This is a genomic window from Aequorivita marina, from assembly GCF_031631895.2.
GTDB classification, from domain to species: domain Bacteria; phylum Bacteroidota; class Bacteroidia; order Flavobacteriales; family Flavobacteriaceae; genus Aequorivita; species Aequorivita marina.
On the sequence record NZ_JAVMBW020000001.1, the window covers coordinates 320,154 to 338,203 of the forward strand.

Genomic DNA, 18,050 nt, shown 5'->3' on the forward strand with positions numbered 1-18,050 from the left:
TCATAAAATCTCTAATTTCATTAAATAATGATAAGGAAAGTTGTTTTAAAATCTTGACAATCTCTATCCCTAACTCTTTCATAGCTTTAAATTTTAATTAAATTTCCTAATATCGCCAGAGCCAAAACCAGACAGGATTCTGTCTCTAAATGGTATTGACTCTCATCCCAATTGCTCAAAAACCCCAATTCCAAAAGCACCGAAAGACAGTAATCAACGGTTTCCCTCAAAACTTGAAAATCGCCAAACTTCACACCTCTACTCTCAAAACCAAGTTTCGTATTGAGCGCAACTTGCATTCGAAAAGCAAGCCAGACGGAATTATCTTGATATATAGATTGCTTATTGCTCACATATACTTCAACACCTCTCGCATTAGGGTTATCCGAATGATTACAATGCAAGGACACAAATAAATCAGCTTTTAGAGATTTCGCCAGCTTCGTTCTATCCGATAAAGAAATAAGCGTGTCGCTATATCTGGTCAAATAAATATCCAAAGGTTTATCTAAGTCATTATTTAGTTTCAAAATAGCATTTGCAATATCCAAAACAACATCCTTTTCTTGGATGCCATTTATACCGATGGCACCAGAATCTTTTCCACCGTGTCCAACATCAATTACAATTCGTTTTTCAGCACCTATTTCTTGTCCAAAAATGAAACACATCTTTAGGAGCAAAAAGACAAAACTGACGTTTTTGAGCACTTTTTTCATTTTTAATTTTCGGGTTATCAACAACTTGTCTTGTAAAATCCATAAAATTTGATGCTAAATAATAGCAACAGAATTCAAACAATATCAAATAAAATTTTATTTATAAATTATTGATTTTCAGTTATTTATAAACAAATATATGTAAATTTCCAATAACGAAAACAACGCTAATTTTTAAACTGTTACGTTATGAAAAAATCAATCTATTTGACAACTTTTTTATCGCTGTTCTCTACCTCGCTTTTTGCTCAAATTGGTGGTATTGAAAATTCTGTTGACGATGTTGCCAACACCATCAGAACAATATTTCCTATTCTCTTGGGAGTAATTTTTCTTGTTGGATTCCTGTTCAATGCTGGACATTTTTTCGGCGAAAACGCAGACCTTAAAAAAGGCATAACCCGAGTATTGGTCTTCGTACTCATTGCTGGTGCTGTGGTTGGAATCTTCACCTATCTAATCGGAATCGTAGTCTAAGTCTCTAAGGAGTATTTAAACATTAAGCTGTATGAAAAAATTCGAGGTCTATAGGAACATTAGGAAACGGGCGGTCATTTTCGGTTTGCCCATTTCCCTCTTTGCCTTAATGATGGTCGTAGTACTAGTTTCTCTATTGGTAATCATATTCTCTTTCAGCTTCGGGATTATCATTGGGCTCATCCTTATCAATGCTACACTTTACATTGTTTTGACGCGCATCGCAAACAATCCGCAACTGTTTCAACTTACCAATGCATTCCCAAAAATTATTAGTAACAAAAAAAAATCAAGCCTCGATTATGAACAAGATTAACCTTTCGGCATATCGACCCATCGCAGATATTCAGGACAATATCATTTTTGCAAATAATGGTAATGTGATCTTGTGTTATGAAGGTAATCTACCGGAAATTTATGCTTTATCCGAAAAGGATTTTGAAGATATGCACGGTGCTTGGTTTCAGGCCATAAAATCACTTCCGGTAGGAACCGTAGTGCATAAACAGGATGTCTATCTCAAAAAATCTTATTCTGCGGAAGAGCTTCCGAATACAAGCTTTTTGGAAAAAGCAACGCACGAGCACTTCAAAGGTCGTGGATATATCGAACATAAATGTTATCTGTTCTTTATTCTGACTAAAAACAAGGCGCTCAACAATTCCAAATACGTTAACCCTTTCCGAAAAGTTTCAAAGGGAATCGTGCAGGAACAGAACGACAATATAAAGAGTTTTGCCAACTCGGTAAGCGATTCCGTTTCTTTTATCAATAATAGCCGAAAAATGGAATTTTTACCACTCAATGCCAAGGAAATTCAGAAACTAACCAACGGTTATTTCAATGGTTTTAATGAGGGATTTGATACAGATATCATCTTAGATAGAAAAAGCGTCAATATTGGCGAAAACCATTTTGATGCCCTGGCCATCAACAGCGAACTGTGCTTTGGCGAAAGTGTACAGAGTAGCAAGACCAATGAGAAATTCACTTCAGACGATTTCGTGTTTCATCAAGGGTTTATTGATGGCTTAGGGCTTACACTCAACGAAAATCATATCGTCAATCAAATCATCTATCTGGATGATAAACAAAGATGGCGCAAGTTGCTCGATAAAAAAGTTGAAGAATTGAATAAAAGTTCCAACTTCGGTTCGCAGAACAAAGTGGTTCTGGGCAAAATCCAGCACATCCTTGACCAAATCAATGCCGATGATAATGCACGCATTATTCGTGGTCATCTCAATATTGTCTATTGGGCGAAAGAAGCCAAAGAACTCGATAAAATCACTTCCAAAATAAAGACCGAGTTTAAGGAACTGGACATTATCCCATACTATCCGCGAGGCGAAGAGCGTAAAAACTATATCCTTAATAGCTACTGCTGTTTTTCATCCAACTTTTCAAACAATGATTTATATGTGACAGATTTAAAACATGCTCTGTGTCTGTTCATCAACAATACCAATTACAAGTCAGACAATACTGGAATTATTTTCAATGACCGTGAGCATAACATTCCTGTTCTTAAAGATGTCTGGGATGAAAAGAAGAAACGTATCAAGGCACGAAACTTTGCCATATTTGCACCTACTGGCGAAGGCAAGTCTTTTTTGGCTAACAACATACTACGCCAGTATTTTGAAAGTGGTGTTCGTCTGGTCATCATAGATTTGGGTGGCTCGTACACCAAATTCGCCAAGCTCTATCCTGAAAAATATACCGTACTCAGATATGAAAGCGGAAAGAATTTGGGTATCAATCCGTTTTATATCAATGATGTAAAAGATTTGACCCCAGAACGCTTAGAAGATTTATCGGTTTTCCTTTTTGAGCTCTTTGCTTCAGATTTAAAAGTTACTAAAGCACAATCGGTTTCCGTAAAGAAAATATTGCGCCATTATTATAATAACAATTCAGAAAATCACTCCTTAGATGGTTTTTACAGCTTTATAGAAAGTAATCAAGAAACCATTCTTGACACTCTTAAAATCCATCCCGATTATTTCAACATTACAAGTTTTTTGCACGTAATGTCAGAATATATCGGCGATGGTCTATATAGTTTTCTGTTTGAAGTAAGCGAAGACCAGACCTATAAAATAGAGGATAAGCGACTCATCGTTTTTGAACTGGATGAAGTCAAGGACAATAAGGAAATACTATCTGTAATGTTGAAGCTGATAAAGTCAGCTATTCAAAGAACCATTTGGAAAAACCGTGCTGAAAAAGGTATTATCCTATTCGATGAGTTTGCAAAGCAACTAAAGTTTGATAACGTACTTGAAAGTGTGGAATTCTATTACCAAGCCATCCGTAAACAGAATGGTGCTATTGGAATTATCCTGCAATCCATCAATCAACTTCCGAATAATTCCACGTCTGCGAGTATTTTAGAGAACACACAGGTCATTTACAGCTTGAACAACGAAAAAGGCTATGACGAGCTGGTCAAACGGCTCAACTTATCCAGTCACGATCTTAATCAGTTAAAATCCATCAAAAACAATCTTTCTGGGCTACGTAAGTACACTGAAATGTTTATCAAAATTGGTAGGGAAAGCAACATTTTCCGGTTGGAAGTTCCGAAGGAAGTTTATGCAGCTTACTTAACTGATGGTAATGAAAACGAGGCCATAATGGCCATTTATAAAAAGACCAATAATATGGAATTGGCAATCAAAGAATTCACCTCTAAAAAATAATATTATGAAGAAAACAATTCTAATCCTCGGAATGGCACTCCTTTTTAGCTTTAATATGAAAGCCCAAGGAATGCCTGTGTATGACAATACAAACTTTGTGAGTTTGGTAAAACAATTGGTAGAATCTGGTAAACAGACCGCGCAAATGATTAAGTCGGTAAAATTCTTAAAAGATGCAAAAGAAGCCATCGAGAAAGTATCGAGTGTAGTACAACAGCTCAATGCTGTTCAAGAAATTGCAAACAACAACCAGCGACTCATGACTGTAATGCAAACTGATTTGCAGGACATTTTGAATTCGCCTTACATCAAACCCGATGAAGTCAATCGGGTTGTAGAATCGTTTGATGCTATCGTTCAAAACTCTCTGGAAACGGTAGATTTTATTGACGAAGTTCTGTCCAGTGACTATCTGAAAATGAGCGATGCGGAACGTGCTGAAGTTCTCAAGGAAAAAGAGAAAGAATCAAAGGAAATGCTATCCAACATTACTACTAAAACCAAACGCTATCGTGATATTATTTCTTTCCGAAAAATGCAGGATAAAGTCAATAACCGTGAAACTGAATATTAAACAATAATGTCAATCGGACTAGAATATATCGATACCGTTTTTCAAACGATACAGAACAGCAGCTTCTCACAATATACCATTGCTGGAATGAAAACCCTTGCGATTTTGTTTTTCCTAATCAATATCCTTAAAAAATATAATGAAGGGATTGCAAATAAAGATGGTTATACCTGGGGACTAAGTCCTGGGGAATTAGCAAAGAATTTTGCCATAGTCCTTTTGGTCATTTTCTCGACACAAGTGTTAGGCTTTTTCGATAGCATCTTGGTTTCAATAGAGGCACAATATCGTGGAACCGCACCTGCCTTACTTCCCTTACAGATGCAGGATATTCCAATAGAAGAGGATGTAAACCTTATAGATGCCGCAAAAAATGCGATGACTTTGCTTTATGAAGCCTTGGTAACACCTCTCTATGGTTTTAAGATTCTCGCCTTTATTATAGGGGTAATCTTATGGATATTAGATTTGTTCATCTATCCGCTGTTTTTGGCGGAACGTTTCTTTCTTCTTGGCATTATGCAGGCCTTTTTTCCATTGGTCATAAGTCTTGCCGTATTTGAAAAATTCCGTTCACTGGCCTATACTTTCTTTAAACTTTATGCCGCGGTATATATGCTCGTGCCAGCTTTTTTCCTCGTCAATGTTTTTGTGAATGCAATTTACACCGAACTCAATACAAATTTCTGGACAAATCTATTCGGTACTGATGTCGGCGAAGGCTTCTTTGCACCAGTGGTTCAGTTGGGCTCGGTTGGCTTTATCGTCTTTTTAAAATTTAAACTTTACAAGCGTGCCACTTCTTTTACACTTCGATTGTTTACCAACTAATTCCGAACACTATGAATACACCTTACACGAACATATACAAAATATTAAAACTGAATCGTTTTATCGTCTTAGCGGTTATTGTCTTCGCATTTCTCTCCAGTAGCTTTTCTATCTGGATAGCATTTACTACAAATCAAAAAGCGCTCAATAGCGCCTTTGCAATCAATACCGATGGCAGTATCATTCCGCTGAAGCTCGTGACTCAAAAAGAGAATTTTAGGGTCGAAGCTCTGGCACATTTGGAATTGTTCCACAGATATTTTTATAACATTGATGCGAGCAACTATGAGAACAATTTGGAAAAAGCGCTTTGGTTAGGCAATAGTTCTGTGGACAATCTTTATCGTCAGAAAAAAGCAGATGGCGTTTATAACCGATTACTGCAATATTCTTTGGTTCAAAAGGTGTTGAGCATTGATTCCAAAATCAACGAAAGTGATGGAAATTACAGCTTTTCCACGACTAGTATTTTTGAAATAAACCGTGGTTCAATCACTGACACCTATGAATTGGTTTCTTCGGGAAAATTAATTCACGTAGATAGAAACTTTCCCAATAATCCGCACGGATTATTGATAACCGAATATTTTGAGAACACCCTTAAAAAACTAAACGATGAAAATAGAAAAAAATAAAATCGTGTTTGCGGCCGTGCTGGTCGTAATATTCATATTCCTGATTTCCTATTCCTTGATGGTGATGGGCGATGATGAAAGTGAAAATAAAAACCTTAAACAGACCGTCGTTCCTAAATTGGAGCAAGATCAAAAAGAATACGATTCCAAACTGGACGCCATCAATGATTTAAAAGAAGTACGTGAAACCAACGCGCCCAGTATTTATGATGAAAAATTGTTGGACTCCACAGGGTTGTACAATCCGGATTTACCGGAATTAGAAAAAGAACGTATTGTGGATAGCATTTACGACGCAAACAAGATTCAATATTCCAATAAAGGTTATAGTAATTTTGAAAGCAAAAGAGTATCTCTAACGAAAACTTCAACAATTGATTCCGCTGAAATAAAAAGAGAACAGCAAATTCAGGTCAAGGAACTAGGTTTGGAACATCAACTTTTTTTCGCAGCTGCACCAAAAGTCAATGAATCGGCTATACTGGGAAATACAGACAAAGCTATCTATGCGAAAGTTGATGGCGACCAAGTGGTCAAAGCAAATTCACGGTTGCGGATGCGGCTTACCAAAACTGCCATTATAAACGGTAAAACAATGCTAAAAAACAGTTTGATATTTGGCTTTATCAGCTTTCAGCCTAATCGGGCGCTGATCGAGATTGAGAACATTCAACATCATCCCACTAATCTAAAAGCTTTTGATTTGCAAGACGGCAGCGAAGGTATTTATGTAGAAAATAACTTCCGGGCGGAAGCCACCAGTGAGGTTCTGGACGATATCATTGGTGATATTAACATTCCCACTGTCCCGCAGGTCGGCGGTATAACAAAAATTCTTCGGCGCAACAACCGTAACGTTAAGGTTACGGTTCTCAACAATTATAAACTCATTTTAAAACCAAAACTATGAAAAATATACTTTTAATATTAGCCTTTGTGATTAGCACTTTTACACCAAAACAAACTCTGGGACAAGTTAATGAGCTTCCACAAAAATCACTGGATACAATTTATGCGAACGATACCAAGAATGTGGCTTTGTTCTTTCCCGAGCCCATACGCCAAGGCATAACCGGAGCCGATAATTTCGTCTTTACTTTTAATCGCGAAAAAGAACAACACTTAGGTTTACTACAGGCAAAACCGGGAAGAGAAAGTAATCTTTTGATTATCAACAACGACGGTTCAATATTTTCGTATATTGTAAGATATAAGAAGCATCTTGATCAGCTGAATTATTTCATTCCTATTACCAGCAGTATCGGGAATGAAACGCCAATTGTAAAAGATTTCGTTTCGGCCAAAGCTGCTGAGAAAAGTGTTGATAACAACACCTATTATTATCAAAAATTCTGTTCTTATCTTCTTGACAGAAAGCAGCGTATAGGTCGGATTAAAAAGCGAAACGAAGGTATCGTTTTGAGTGTCGAGAATATTGTTTTTGATAAAGATGAACTCTATTTCGTTATCCAAATAGAAAATAAATCTACCTTGGATTACGATTTGAATTTCTTGAAACTTTCCATTGAAACACGGAAGAAAGGCAAAAAGAAATCTTTACAACGCTTATACCAAGAACCGATTTACAAACATAATTTACCGGATAAGCTTGTAGAATACGGAACGGTGAACTTGGTTTATGTAATGCCCAAATTCTCTTTGTCCAATGATCGGCGGGCAATTTTAGAGTTGAATGAAAAAAATGGCGAACGCAATATTGAATTGAGAATATCCCATCGATATATTAATAATCCAAATTAATAGTGTTATGAAAAGAATAGCCATTTTTTCGTTAGTAGTATTATTCCTATCCTGTGCAAGAAATCAGGATTTATCGCCCTCAGAGACTGTAAATTTTGTAGTCGAAAGCTTTTACCACGGGGAACAAAGCAACCTTAAAGGAATATACAACAGCTTCAGGATATGCTAATTTTTCGAGCATACAAGAAATATTTGCAGAGGATGAACACTCTAAACCTAATTTTAAGGTGGTGGAGGAAGCGGTGGAAGGTGAAGTGGTGGAAGGCGAAGTGGTTTGGATAAAATATTCCACCGCTTACGACTTTTTAAATTGGTCAAGAAGGATGGAAAATGGAAGGTTACACATAATGAGCTAAAAGATAAGGAACTTTTTAGATAAAAAAGTTCAATCTAATTGTCGTGATGGTGAAACGACAATTAGAAAATGAAGGTTTATTTCAATACATTACAAATTTCTATTTTATTTATTTTTCGGCAGTTAATTAAATTGTTTTTTACATTCCACTCATCGAATTTTTTAGATAGTCGCTTGTTTGTTTGCTTTTGTTCATTATATTTGAAGGTTCATTGTCACTGAACAATGTAAAGCAATGAACAGAAAAGATTATGTATCGCAACAATGACTTGATTTACGAAGCAACTTCTAAGCTGGAAGAACTTATCAATGTACCTATTCAGGTAGATAGCAATAGGGCTGACTATGATGCGCTATTGACTGTATACAACACACAGTTTGTTGTAGAGAGCAGATCTGCTGTTAGAACCTCTAACCAAGGCCTCATTTTATCTCAACTGGAGGAACTAAAAAATAACAATAGCAGACCTATTATTTTAATAGCCGAATACATTTCTAAAAAAGCAACTCAAGAATTAAAGGAACGTGGTATTAATTACATCGATGTTGCGGGCAATGCTTATATAAAACATCAAGATTTAGCGATTTTTATAGAAGGTCAAAAAAGCACCAAAAAGGACAAAACAAATCAATCCCGTGCTTTTCAAGAAACAGGTTTGAAAATTATTTTTCATTTATTAAATAAACCAGAAAACCTTCAAGATTCTTACAGAAGAATAGCGGAACAAGCCGATGTTTCCGTAGGCTCAGTGAGTAACGTAATGGCCGAACTTGAAGCTCTAAATTATTTGCTGAAAACTAACGATAAACGAGTTCTTAAAAATAAGACAGAACTAGTTGAACGTTGGGTGGTCGATTATAATGCGACTCTTAGACCTCGAATTCTAAGAAAGCGAATGCGGTTTATAGATCAGGAGCATTTAAGAAACTGGCAAAATATAGATTTACATACTGCAACTGGTTCCATTCTTTGGGGCGGAGAGCCCGGGGGCGCAATTCTAACAGAAAGCCTAAGACCTGAAAAATTTACCATTTTCACAGATTTAGACCTTTCTTATGTAGCCAATAAACTGCGCTTGGTTCCAAGTGAAGAAGGCGCTGTTGAAGTTCTGCAAAAATTTTGGAAAAATAACGAAACCAACAACCAAGTGGCACCCCCACTTTTAGTATATGCCGATTTAATGAATAGCGGGTATGGAAGAAATATCGAGACCGCAAAAAAAATACTAGAGAATGAGCTACAACATATCTAGCGAAAAATTTACACATCCACTGTTGAAGCCAATTCTGTTGGAACTTACCAGCTACTTCAAAGAAGCCGGTATTTCCTTTTTTGTAATCGGCGCCACCGCACGGGATATCATTATGGAATTACACGATGCGCAATCCGGTCGTTTAACCTACGATCTCGATATTGCGATTACCGTAAATGATTGGGAACAATGGCTTAAAGTGGAACAGGACCTTGTAAAGCTTGAAAATTTCACCAAAGACAAGGATCAAAAGCAACGGTTCATTTATAAAGACAAGTTTCAACTGGATATTGTGCCTTTTGGAGAAATAATGAAAAAGGATCACAAGATATTTTGGCCTCCCAATGAAGAAATGGCGATGTCGGTTTTGGGTTTTACAGCTGCTGATGAGTCTGTATTGCCCGTTCGTATAGACGATGAAACCGAAATCAAAATTGCGACACTCAGCGCTATTTTTATACTGAAAGTAATTGCCTGGAAAGATCGCCACCAGCGTAACAATAAAGATGCAGATGATATAGGTTTTATTTTAGAAAACTACTTATCCATTCACGAAGAAAGAGCGGCTACCCACTATTATGATGTTATATATGGGCAAGAGCCATTCAGAAACACTACTGGAGGAGCGGTGCTTTTAGGAAAGGATAGCAAAGAATTATTAGAAAAACACACAGAAACAGTTGACTCTATTCTTAAAATCTTAAACGAAGAAATCGATAAAAAGGAAGAAAGTAAATTGATTAATCAAATAATAGAAACCCATAAATCCTTAAACTATGACGAAGTGCTACAATGCATTCAAAATATAGTTAATGGATTAAACGAAAAATAAATGACTCAAAATTCGCATTCTAAACTTATAGCTTTTATCTGGTCTATTGCAGACGATTGCTTGCGCGATGTATATGTACGCGGAAAATACCGCGACGTCATCTTACCAATGGTCGTTTTGCGCCGATTGGATGCCTTACTCGAACCGTCTAAACAGGAGGTTATGGACGAAGTTCAGTTCCAAACCGTAGAAGCCGGTTTTACCGAGTTGGAATCTGAAGGTTTAAAAACGGCTTCCGGCTATGAGTTTTACAACACCAGTAAATGGACGCTGCAATTGCTGAAAGATACTGCTTCCAACAACCAGAGCATTCTCTTGGCCAATTTTGAAGATTACATCCTCGGGTTTAGCGATAACGTCAAGGAAATCATTTCAAAATTCAACTTGGGACGCCAGGTTAAACATATGGCTTCTAAAGATGTATTACTCGATGTACTGGAGAAATTCACGTCACCTCACATCAACTTGACACCTTTTGAAAAAAAAGATCCAGATGGTTATAAATTACCGGCACTATCCAACTTGGGAATGGGCTATGTGTTTGAGGAACTCATCCGGAAATTCAACGAAGAAAACAACGAAGAAGCCGGGGAGCACTTTACACCGCGTGAAGTAATTGAACTAATGACACATTTGGTTTTTAAACCCGTCAAGGATCAACTGCCACCGGTAATGACCATTTACGATCCGGCTTGTGGTAGCGGTGGAATGCTCACGGAAAGCCAGAATTTTATTAAAGATGAAAACGGCGCCATTCAAGCTAAAGGCGATGTCTATTTATTCGGAAAGGAAATCAATGACGAGACCTATGCCATTTGTAAAAGTGATATGATGATCAAAGGCAACGACCCGCAAAATATACGACTGGGGTCCACGCTTTCTACCGATGAATTTTCCGGAAATAACTTCGACTTTATGCTGTCAAATCCGCCTTATGGAAAAAGCTGGGCTAGTGAGCAGAAATATATCAAAGACGGAAAGGATATTATCGACCCACGTTTCACTATTCAACTTTCCAATTACTGGCAAGAAACCGACACCGAAAAAGCCATCCCCAGAAGCAGCGATGGACAATTATTGTTTTTGATGGAAATGGTGTCTAAAATGAAAAGTTTAAAGCAAAGTCCACTCGGAAGTCGTATTGCTAGCGTTCATAATGGCAGTAGCCTTTTTACTGGTGATGCAGGCAGTGGGGAAAGCAACATTAGGCGTTATTTAATTGAAAACGATTTGCTTGAAGCCATTGTGCAACTGCCCAATAACCTATTTTACAATACCGGCATTACCACTTATATTTGGTTGCTTAGCAATAATAAAACCAAAGAACGACAAGGCAAAGTACAACTCATCGATGCGCAACCGCTTTATCAAAAATTACGAAAAAACCTCGGACAGAAAAATTGTGAATTTTCGGCGGCACATATTGCAGAAATCACGCAGACTTTTCTCAATTCGGAATCCAAAGAACGCCTAGAAGACGATCAATTGGCCAGCAAAATTTTTGACAATAAAGATTTTGGGTATTATAAAGTCACCATCGAACGCCCCAAACGCCTGCGGTCCCAATTTACCACAGAAGCCATTGAAGGTTTGCGCTACCACAATCAGTTGCAGGAGCCTATGGAATACGCGTACCAAACCTACGGGGACAAAGTTTATACGGAATTGCCCAGTCTTAAAAAAGAACTGTTGAACTGGTGCGAGGCCAATGAGATTAGTTTAAGTTCCAAGAAGAAGACCCAACTGACGTCAAAGAAAACCTGGGAAGATGCTAAATTCTTGATAGATACCGCAACCAAATTATATGAAGTTATGGGAGACGCGGTGTCTATGGACTTTAACCATTTTTCAAAACAGGTAAATAAAGCACTTAAAAAATTGGAAATCAAACTAAGTAATTCTCAGAAAAAAGCCATTCTGGATGCGGTGAGTGTTTACGATCCTGAAGCTGAAAAAGTAATCAAAGCCACCAAAACCGTAAAAGGTGAAAAACTAGAAAAACTTTGCGCCCATTTAGATTGCACGCCCACAAAACTACACCATTTCGGCTATTTCCCGAGTGGAAACAAAGACACCTACACGATTTATGAGAGTGAAAGTGATTTACGGGATTATGAAAATGTTCCCTTAAACGAAACCATTTATGATTATTTTTTAAGGGAAGTTTTACCCCACGTGGAAGAGTCTTGGATAGATTTGGATAAAACCAAAATTGGGTATGAAATTAGTTTCAACAAATATTTCTACCAGCACAAAGCCTTACGCCCGCTAGATGAAATTGATAAAGACATACGTGAACTGGAAACCAAGAGTGAAGGTTTGATTATGGATATTTTAAACAGCGTAAACCTATGAAAACCTATCCTGCATATAAAGACAGTGGCGTAGATTGGTTGGGTAAAATTCCTGAGCATTGGGAAGCAAAAACCAACAAATATATATTTGAGATAAAAAAAAATCAAGTTGGGAAGAAATCTAGAGATTATGACTTATTGTCATTAACCTTAAACGGAGTAATACTTCGTGATATGGAAAATCCTGAAGGGAAATTCCCTGCGGAATTTAATACCTATCAAGAAGTGAAAAAGGATGATTTTATCTTTTGCCTTTTTGATGTAGAAGAAACACCAAGAACAGTTGGGTTATCAAAGTTTGAAGGAATGATAACTGGAGCATATACTGTAATGTCTGTTGCCGAAAAAAACGATAGTTTATTTTTGTATTACTATTATTTAAATCTTGATAGCAGAAAAGGATTAAAGTTTTTGTATCGTGGGCTAAGGAATACAATACCAAAGGATTGGTTTTTTAGTTTAAAAACGCCCCTTCCCCCAAAACCCGAACAACAAGCTATCGCGAATTATTTAGACGAAACCTGCGGAAAATTGGACACCGTCGTAGCGCAAAAGGAAAAAATGATTGCCTTACTTAAAGAGCGTAAGCAAGCTTTAATACAAAATGCAGTAACTCGGAGTTTAAATGAAAACGTGCCGATGAAAGATTCAGGAGTAAATTGGATTGGGGAGATTCCTGAAAATTGGGAAGTGAAGCGGTTGAAGTTTGTTTCAGAAATTAGAAATAATAAACTGTATGCTAAGGAAAGTGAACTTCCTTACTTGGGTATGGAGAACGTGGAGTCTTGGTCTGGTAAATTAAAAGAAACAGAAAGTGAATCCGAAGGTTTAGCTAATGTTTACAAGTCTGGAGATGTATTGTTTGGCAAGTTAAGACCTTATTTAGCAAAGGTATATTTAGCGGATCACGATGGTCTTTGTAGTTCAGAATTTCTACCATTTATTTCTTCAGATAATCTAACAAACAAATTTTTAAAAAATATAATATTAAGCTTCAGGTTTATCAATCAAATAGATTCATCAACTTATGGTTCTAAAATGCCACGAGCAAATCCTGATTATATTAAAAACACTCTTATACCAATCCCCCATAAAGAAGAGCAAGAGAAAATTGTCAATTACATTGATGCGCAATCCCAAAAAATAGATCAAGCCGTTAAGCAACAAGAACAGGCTATTATAAAATTAAAAGAATATAAGGCAAGCTTGATAGATAGTTGTGTATTGGGAAAAATTAAAGTGAGTTAAGTTATGGCAGTAAATCAATTAATAGATCCAAATGATATCCATACAGCCGCAGCTACTTGGAGTGGGTTTATATATCAAGGAAAGGTTGCACTTTATCACGTTTTAAAGTTATTAAATGCTGATTCAGATAATGTAAAATATAGTCTGCAATTGGATTCGTTGGAAGATTTTGCTATAGTTGAAAAAATTGATGATGAGATAAATCCTATCACTCTTCATCAAGTAAAAGCAATGAAAAGCGCACATTACTCATCGTATAAAGTAGCTTTTGAGAAATTGGAAAAAAGAATTGATGAATACCCTTGTGAAGGTGCATATTTCCATATGACCACCGAAACCGAAAAAGGTGTAAATGAAATAAAGGAGAAACACCCTAAAATGGATATTTATGATCAGTATGATGACAACTGCTTCTGTCCTTTAGAAGAAATTGATGAACAATGTGGAAATCTGATAAGTAAATATTTAAGGCAACATAATTTAGAGCAATTTGACAATTCAGATACTCGGGAAATATTCAGAAACAAATTAGAGACAATAATTTGTGGACAAATTATAAAAATTCACAGTAAGAACCATAAAAATGATGTAAAAATTCGAGAAGGTGCCTACCACTCAATAATACCACTCACTGATTTTGAAGTAATTCTAAAAACTGATCCTCAGGAATCCCTTGACAACGAGGATTATTATTTGTTTTTAACTAAGGAGCTTTTAAACCAATACCACTGTGAGTTTTGTCTTGAAATCACTGAAGAATTAGATGATAAAGGCGAAACATTGACCGAAGATGAAAAAGAAAAATTGAGCGATTATTTGCAACAGATAAATGAACTTGATAAAAATTCCTTATTAAAATTCATTCAATCTTTATTGCCAAACAGGAAGGTCAAACTTGATACAATAAAAGAACTCAAGGATTTTAATGTCCAACAGGACGAATTTAAAGATGCATTTCTCCAAATTTTATTTGAATTGGTTAAGCCATCTGGCAAAATAGGACAAAACTTATCTTGGGAAGGCACTGATAATTTGAGGTACACAGCGACAGCAATTAATACAGGTCAAGCAACTAAACATAAACTCTGTAAGCGTATATATGAAAATATTAAAAGCACAGACATTGACGTGCCCTATGAGTCCAATAAGCTCATAACCACAAGTATTGATATTATAAGTATAAAAGACGAACTCAACCTTCAAAATGAAATATCACAAGGGCAAAATGATAAAAAAAATCATATTGTTAAGTGGTATGACATTGGGCTGATATCGCTAAATAATGCAAAGAAAATAATAGAATGAAATCATTAATACACGATATATTCATAAAGGAAGATTTTGAGGTTACAGAAATTTCAAACTTAACTTTCTTTAAAAAGAAGTCAGAGGCAGATATAATTTACTACTGGTTAATAGTCGAGGTGGATACACTTCAGAATGTTATAGAATTACAGGATGAGTGGTTTGAAAGTTGTAAAAAGAAAATGGAGTTAGCTGATTTTGACAAAAACACTTCGCTTTTAATTTTAACTGAAAGAGAAGACAGTAAAGAATGGAGAAAAGAAGTTTTAACTATAGAAGAAGATCCTTTTCAATTTAAAAAATACGTTCTTGGATATGACCAAAACAGTTTAAGGGTGCTGAAAGAAAAATCTCAAAATGGTGATTCTGAAAGTATTATAAAACTAATGACAGATGAACTGGTCTTCAATGATTATAAAGAAAACTACTCAGAGTTCACTTGGCATAAATTACTTTATACCATTTCACAAAAAATACCATTTATTACATTAAATGTCGAAACGGAGAAAGGTTTGGATAATCTATTCGCTGAATCTGATGAAAGTCTTAAACAAGTGGATCTTTATAAGTCTTTCAAAAGAATCGATGAAAAATTTGATGAGGAAAAGATAAGTCAATTAGGAGACATTGAGTTCGACGAACTATATTCAAGTATCACAAAAGAAAAAGAAGAATGATGGGCATAAAAATCAAAAAACTTTACATCAAAAATTTTAAAGTTTATAGTGAAAGAGAATTTGATTTTCAAGACAGTTCACTAATAGTTTTCGACGGTCCGAATGGCTTTGGGAAAACCACTTTTTTTGATGCCACTGAATTGATTTTTACTGGAAAAATAAGAAGGTATGATGATTTTAAAGATAAATTAATAGATAATCGGGAAACAAGACTTGAAAATCCATTATATAATATTGAAGGAGACGGTTCACCGATTACTTTGAAAGTACAATTTGAATTTGAGGGCACAGATTATTTTCTGATGAGACAAACCCAACCCCATGCAGATATTGGTAATAATTTAGACTTTAGTGATTTTAAATTATTTGCTCTTGAAGATTTTGAGGATGACCCAAAAGAAGATAATGAAAAAAGGGATGATTATATAACTGAATTTTTAGGCCTCAATTATAAAGATGATTTTGAATTTCTTAATTATATAGAACAGGAAGACAGCTTATATCTGTTGAAGAAAAACGAAAAAGACAAGCAGGATAGTATTAGCTACTTGTTTAATACAAAAGAATTTGAAATTAAAATTACCAAATTCTCAACCATTAAAGAGCGTTTAAGAAAGTTCAATGAAATCTTTAAAGATGAAGAAGATCAATTACAAGAGGCAATAGATTCAATAAAAGAAGACATCTTCAAAGAAGAAGAAACGGAATTCATTAAGTTATTTAAAGGCAAAGATTACAGTTGGGACTCAGAAGAAATCGATTTCAAAAAAACATCCTATGAATCAATCCTTGATAAGGAAATAGGAATACTTCCACAGATTAAAAATTTAGTTCAAAATAAAGACGCGTTTTTTAAAAGTATTTTCAATACAAAACTCGACAGAATTCTTAATAATGATGAAGCAATATCAAGACTCTATTATTATGATCATTTCAGAGAAGATGAGGAAAAAATATCCTTGGAAAAAGAATTATCACTTTTAATTGAGAGTCTAACTGAAGATTTATATGATTTTTCTTTTGAAAAATTAGCGGATGATAAATATGCTATTGATGAACAAATTAAAGATCGAATTGAATCTCAAGACGCAATTTCTAACTATGAACATAAATTAGAAGAATTAAAAAAAGTTTATGATAGTTCAAGTAAAGCTTCAAAGATTTATTCTCGCATCCTATCTTCTCATAACAGTCTTAGAAAACATTTGACGGAATTTCACATTGACATTGAGGAAAACGGTGTCTGCCCGTTATGTGGATACGATTGGGAATCCAAAGAAGTATTGCTAAAAGAAATAGAGCAGCAGAAAATAGAATTAGAAGATTTGAACAAAGACCTAAATTCAGAACTGACTGAACTTAAGGAATCCTTTTTGTCAAATGAAGTGGAAGAATTAATTGAAATTTTAAGTGACTTTCAAGACAGCTTTCTTTATCGAGAAGAGTATTTTGAAGAGGATTTCTTTGATAAAGACTTAATAAGATTGGATAGGGAAATAAAGGAGACTTTAAAATCTTTAAAAATTGATTATTCAGAATCTATTTCTACAAATATTGAAATAGATGAAACAACGGAGAAATTAGATAAATTAATCGAGTTTCTTCGATTGCAGAAAAAGACTTACAGTGAAGATAAGCTAGAGTCTTATTTTCAAGAAATTTACAATTCATATTTTGATCAGAATCCTGACTCTCTAAAAGAAATTAAATTAATAGATATTGATAAAAAGAAATTTTATTTGAGGTATTGTTATTCTTTATATCTCAGTTCATCATTAAAAGAGAAAACCCAGAAAATTAAAAATGTTCAAGAAAAAAAGTCTAAATGTCAAAATTCATTAACAACAATAAGTAAAATAGTAAAATCACTTCAAGAATCATTAAAATCTTACAATGACCAATTAATTAAAGATATAGAACTTCTTTTTCATATTTATTCAGGAAGAATAGTCCAAGATTTTTACGGTGGTTTAGGACTTTTTATAATAAATAAGAATAACAAAATTAAATTCGTAACAACACCAGATAAAACTTATGATGCCATATTTTCTATGAGTAACGGCCAATTGTCAGCATTAGTTATATCATTTACAATGGCACTAAATAAAAAGTACTCATCCAGCAAGCTGCTTCTAATTGATGATCCCGTACAGACAATGGATGATATGAATACAGCAGGTTTCGTTGAAGTATTGCGAAATGATTTTAAGGACACCCAAATTTTTCTTTCAACACACGAACAAAATATGTCGACTTATGTAAGGTATAAATTTAAAAAATTTAACCTTAAAACGTTGAGATGTAGAGTAAGTGATAATTAATAC

The 18,050-nt window shown here is 35.1% G+C and carries 16 protein-coding genes; 15 read left to right on the forward strand and 1 reads right to left on the reverse strand.

Annotation, left to right across the window (positions count from 1 at the left end; all coding sequences use genetic code 11):
• Nucleotides 1-86: 86 nt before the first annotated feature.
• Nucleotides 87-719 (reverse strand): N-acetylmuramoyl-L-alanine amidase family protein, encoded by a 633-nt coding sequence (locus QPK98_RS01490; protein ID WP_310991236.1) that lies wholly within the window; start codon nt 717-719, stop codon nt 87-89.
• Between the two features lie 189 nt (nt 720-908).
• Here QPK98_RS01490 and QPK98_RS01495 point away from each other — a divergent pair, with 189 nt between their 5' ends.
• The 15 genes from QPK98_RS01495 (at nt 909) to QPK98_RS01565 (ending at nt 18,047) form a co-directional block, all read left to right on the forward strand.
• Nucleotides 909-1,196, forward strand: a complete 288-nt coding sequence (locus QPK98_RS01495) for a hypothetical protein (protein ID WP_310991237.1) — start codon at nt 909-911, stop codon at nt 1,194-1,196.
• A 31-nt stretch (nt 1,197-1,227) separates the two neighbouring features.
• Nucleotides 1,228-1,512, forward strand: a complete 285-nt coding sequence (locus QPK98_RS01500) for a hypothetical protein (protein WP_310991238.1) — start codon at nt 1,228-1,230, stop codon at nt 1,510-1,512.
• Nucleotides 1,499-3,901 carry a TraG family conjugative transposon ATPase gene (locus tag QPK98_RS01505; RefSeq protein ID WP_310991239.1) on the forward strand — a complete coding sequence of 801 codons (2,403 nt, stop codon included), beginning with the start codon at nt 1,499-1,501 and terminating at the stop codon, nt 3,899-3,901. The genes QPK98_RS01500 and QPK98_RS01505 overlap by 14 nt, the downstream gene beginning before the upstream one ends.
• Nucleotides 3,902-3,905: 4 nt before the next feature.
• Complete coding sequence (locus tag QPK98_RS01510) at nt 3,906-4,475, forward strand: conjugal transfer protein (protein ID WP_310991240.1); 570 nt, start codon at nt 3,906-3,908, stop codon at nt 4,473-4,475.
• Nucleotides 4,476-4,481: 6 nt separating this feature from the next.
• Nucleotides 4,482-5,306, forward strand: a complete 825-nt coding sequence (locus QPK98_RS01515) for a hypothetical protein (protein WP_310991241.1) — start codon at nt 4,482-4,484, stop codon at nt 5,304-5,306.
• An 11-nt stretch (nt 5,307-5,317) separates the two neighbouring features.
• Entirely contained in the window at nt 5,318-5,941 is a 624-nt protein-coding gene (locus QPK98_RS01520; RefSeq protein ID WP_310991242.1) for a conjugal transfer protein TraK, read from the forward strand.
• The gene (gene traM, locus QPK98_RS01525) at nt 5,922-6,851 is read left to right on the forward strand and encodes a conjugative transposon protein TraM (protein WP_310991243.1); all 930 of its coding nucleotides are present in this window, start codon (nt 5,922-5,924) and stop codon (nt 6,849-6,851) included. Before QPK98_RS01520 ends, traM begins: the two co-directional genes overlap by 20 nt.
• Nucleotides 6,848-7,702, forward strand: coding sequence for a DUF4138 domain-containing protein (locus tag QPK98_RS01530; protein ID WP_310991244.1), 855 nt, complete (start codon nt 6,848-6,850; stop codon nt 7,700-7,702). Before traM ends, QPK98_RS01530 begins: the two co-directional genes overlap by 4 nt.
• Before the next feature lie 606 nt (nt 7,703-8,308).
• On the forward strand, nt 8,309-9,310 hold the full coding sequence (locus QPK98_RS01535; RefSeq protein WP_310991245.1) for a type IV toxin-antitoxin system AbiEi family antitoxin: 1,002 nt from the start codon (nt 8,309-8,311) through the stop codon (nt 9,308-9,310).
• Nucleotides 9,291-10,142, forward strand: a complete 852-nt coding sequence (locus QPK98_RS01540; protein ID WP_310991246.1) for a nucleotidyl transferase AbiEii/AbiGii toxin family protein — start codon at nt 9,291-9,293, stop codon at nt 10,140-10,142. Before QPK98_RS01535 ends, QPK98_RS01540 begins: the two co-directional genes overlap by 20 nt.
• Nucleotides 10,143-12,497, forward strand: coding sequence for a type I restriction-modification system subunit M (locus QPK98_RS01545; protein ID WP_310991247.1), 2,355 nt, complete (start codon nt 10,143-10,145; stop codon nt 12,495-12,497).
• Nucleotides 12,494-13,744 carry a restriction endonuclease subunit S gene (locus QPK98_RS01550; protein ID WP_310991248.1) on the forward strand — a complete coding sequence of 417 codons (1,251 nt, stop codon included), beginning with the start codon at nt 12,494-12,496 and terminating at the stop codon, nt 13,742-13,744. The genes QPK98_RS01545 and QPK98_RS01550 overlap by 4 nt, the downstream gene beginning before the upstream one ends.
• 3 nt (nt 13,745-13,747) lie before the next feature.
• Nucleotides 13,748-15,049 carry an ABC-three component system protein gene (locus QPK98_RS01555; protein ID WP_310991249.1) on the forward strand — a complete coding sequence of 434 codons (1,302 nt, stop codon included), beginning with the start codon at nt 13,748-13,750 and terminating at the stop codon, nt 15,047-15,049.
• Nucleotides 15,046-15,726, forward strand: coding sequence for an ABC-three component system middle component 1 (locus tag QPK98_RS01560; protein ID WP_310991250.1), 681 nt, complete (start codon nt 15,046-15,048; stop codon nt 15,724-15,726). Before QPK98_RS01555 ends, QPK98_RS01560 begins: the two co-directional genes overlap by 4 nt.
• A complete protein-coding gene (locus QPK98_RS01565) occupies nt 15,723-18,047 on the forward strand; it encodes an AAA family ATPase (protein ID WP_310991251.1) in 2,325 nt (774 codons plus the stop codon). Before QPK98_RS01560 ends, QPK98_RS01565 begins: the two co-directional genes overlap by 4 nt.
• Nucleotides 18,048-18,050 lie beyond the last annotated feature (3 nt).

What these genes read in the sequence shown, in the direction of transcription:
- QPK98_RS01490 (WP_310991236.1), bottom strand. Translation starts at nt 719, where the DNA reads ATGAAAAAAGTGCTCAAAAACGTCAGTTTTGTCTTTTTGCTCCTAAAG.
- QPK98_RS01495 (WP_310991237.1), top strand. Translation starts at nt 909, where the DNA reads ATGAAAAAATCAATCTATTTGACAACTTTTTTATCGCTGTTCTCTACC.
- QPK98_RS01500 (WP_310991238.1), top strand. Translation starts at nt 1,228, where the DNA reads ATGAAAAAATTCGAGGTCTATAGGAACATTAGGAAACGGGCGGTCATT.
- QPK98_RS01505 (WP_310991239.1), top strand. Translation starts at nt 1,499, where the DNA reads ATGAACAAGATTAACCTTTCGGCATATCGACCCATCGCAGATATTCAG.
- QPK98_RS01510 (WP_310991240.1), top strand. Translation starts at nt 3,906, where the DNA reads ATGAAGAAAACAATTCTAATCCTCGGAATGGCACTCCTTTTTAGCTTT.
- QPK98_RS01515 (WP_310991241.1), top strand. Translation starts at nt 4,482, where the DNA reads ATGTCAATCGGACTAGAATATATCGATACCGTTTTTCAAACGATACAG.
- QPK98_RS01520 (WP_310991242.1), top strand. Translation starts at nt 5,318, where the DNA reads ATGAATACACCTTACACGAACATATACAAAATATTAAAACTGAATCGT.
- traM (WP_310991243.1), top strand. Translation starts at nt 5,922, where the DNA reads ATGAAAATAGAAAAAAATAAAATCGTGTTTGCGGCCGTGCTGGTCGTA.
- QPK98_RS01530 (WP_310991244.1), top strand. Translation starts at nt 6,848, where the DNA reads ATGAAAAATATACTTTTAATATTAGCCTTTGTGATTAGCACTTTTACA.
- QPK98_RS01535 (WP_310991245.1), top strand. Translation starts at nt 8,309, where the DNA reads ATGTATCGCAACAATGACTTGATTTACGAAGCAACTTCTAAGCTGGAA.
- QPK98_RS01540 (WP_310991246.1), top strand. Translation starts at nt 9,291, where the DNA reads ATGAGCTACAACATATCTAGCGAAAAATTTACACATCCACTGTTGAAG.
- QPK98_RS01545 (WP_310991247.1), top strand. Translation starts at nt 10,143, where the DNA reads ATGACTCAAAATTCGCATTCTAAACTTATAGCTTTTATCTGGTCTATT.
- QPK98_RS01550 (WP_310991248.1), top strand. Translation starts at nt 12,494, where the DNA reads ATGAAAACCTATCCTGCATATAAAGACAGTGGCGTAGATTGGTTGGGT.
- QPK98_RS01555 (WP_310991249.1), top strand. Translation starts at nt 13,748, where the DNA reads ATGGCAGTAAATCAATTAATAGATCCAAATGATATCCATACAGCCGCA.
- QPK98_RS01560 (WP_310991250.1), top strand. Translation starts at nt 15,046, where the DNA reads ATGAAATCATTAATACACGATATATTCATAAAGGAAGATTTTGAGGTT.
- QPK98_RS01565 (WP_310991251.1), top strand. Translation starts at nt 15,723, where the DNA reads ATGATGGGCATAAAAATCAAAAAACTTTACATCAAAAATTTTAAAGTT.